Source organism: Streptomyces sp. CC53 (genome assembly GCF_001865245.1).
GTDB lineage: Bacteria > Actinomycetota > Actinomycetes > Streptomycetales > Streptomycetaceae > Streptomyces.
On record NZ_MKXB01000023.1, the window covers coordinates 40,167 to 41,704 of the forward strand.

The window sequence follows — 1,538 nt, forward strand, 5'->3', positions numbered from 1 at the left end:
GGAGAGCGCCGCGTCGAGGCCGCGGGCGGCGACGAGCTGTGCACTGCCGTCGGCCAGTCGGTAGGACAGGCCGACCACGCCGAGGCGGCCGTCTGCTACCCGCTCGGCCAGGACGCGGGAACGCTCAAGCAGCAGGTCCACGGTGTGCTCGATGTGCTCGGCCAGGATCTCCTCTGCGTTCTCGCGGCCGGCGGCTCGGGCGGCCAGCACGCTCGGGGTTACCCGCTCGACGACGTCCCGGACGAAACCGCCCGGCGTCTGCCCGTCCTCCAAGGCGGAACACGCCGCGGCAACAGCGCCGCAAGAGTCGTGGCCGAGGACGACGACCAACGGTGCATGGAGAACCGCCACCCCGAACTCAAGGGAACCGAGCACTTCTGTTCCGGCGACGTGGCCGGCGGTGCGCACCACAAACAGGTCGCCCAGGCCGCGGTCGAAGATGATCTCGGCGGCCAGCCGGGAGTCGGAGCAGCCGAACAGGACGGCGAAGGGCTGTTGGGCAGGTGCGGTCTCGGTGCGGCGGGCCGCGTCCTGGTTGGGGTGCTCGGCGGCACCGGAGACGAAGCGCTTGTTGCCGGCCATGAGCAGCTCGAAGGCGTCACGGGGCGTCGGCGTCTGGATCTTCTCGGTCATGGCAGCAGCCTACGAGTCGGTACCCGTCGTTGCACCGCCCCGCACCGCACGCTCTGCCGTGAACAGGTCGGATGCGGGATGCGGCCTGGCCGTCATCCTGGCGGGCACGGGCGGAGCGACGACGCCTTGTCCAGGACGTCCCCCGGCGGGCAGCAGGCCATCGGGTGAACCGGCAGGGTGGACGGTCAGGATCGGGTCGGCGTGCTGGTCGTTGTCGTCAGCGCGGACGCGCTGGTCCCAGGCCCGTACCGTGGCCGCGAGCTGCTCGGCGAGCTCGGGTCCCTGCTCGCCGAACGCGTTCACGATCCACTCCCACTCCTTGTCCTCCGGGCGGCCACCGCCCTTGGTGTGGATGTGGACCAGGTAGGGGGGTGTGTGGTGGGGGGGTTGGTGCGTGATCGGTTGGTGGGGTTGGGGTTTGTGGGGGAGGGGCGGTGGTTGGGGCCGTTGCGGTTGTTTGTTGGGTCTGGTGTCCGGGTCCGGCGTCCGGGTCGGTTGTGGCTTACCAGCATGGTGGATCGGCCGGTTGGTGAGGTGGTGCGGTATGCGGATCGGGTGGTGGCGGTTGGCGAGGCGGTTGGGTTGCTTGAGCGGGGTTTCGGCCTGCGGGACTTTGAGGGCCGGTCGTTTCCCGGTTGGCATCACCATATGACGTTGGTTTCGGCTGCCTTCGCTTGTAGTCGGTTGATGGGTGCCGCCGACGGGTGCGGTGCCTCGGCTTTGGCCGGTGGCTGGGCGCGGGAGGATGGTCTCGAGCGGTCTGTGGATCTGCTGTCGGCGTAGGTGGGTTCTTTGTGTGAGGGGTCCGTGGCCCACCCACTCAGTGGGTGGGCCACGGGTCCCTCGCTCGTGTTTCGGGCTTGTTGTTTGTGTTTCGGTGTCTTGCGCTGGTTTCGGGTCCGGGT

At 69.1% G+C, this 1,538-nt stretch carries 2 protein-coding genes; both read right to left on the reverse strand.

Going from position 1 to position 1,538, the window contains the following annotated elements; all coding sequences use genetic code 11:
- On the reverse strand, positions 1-633 hold a 633-nt coding region (locus BJP40_RS02095), incomplete at its 3' end, for a carbonic anhydrase (protein ID WP_071278135.1).
- A gap of 9 nt (positions 634-642) precedes the next feature.
- Entirely contained in the window at positions 643-1,281 is a 639-nt protein-coding gene (locus BJP40_RS33870; protein ID WP_177204280.1) for a hypothetical protein, read from the reverse strand.
- Between the last annotated feature and the right edge of the window lie 257 nt (positions 1,282-1,538).

Excerpts from the sequence above, each read along its gene's own strand:
- BJP40_RS33870 (WP_177204280.1), bottom strand. The coding sequence starts at position 1,281 with ATGGTGATGCCAACCGGGAAACGACCGGCCCTCAAAGTCCCGCAGGCC.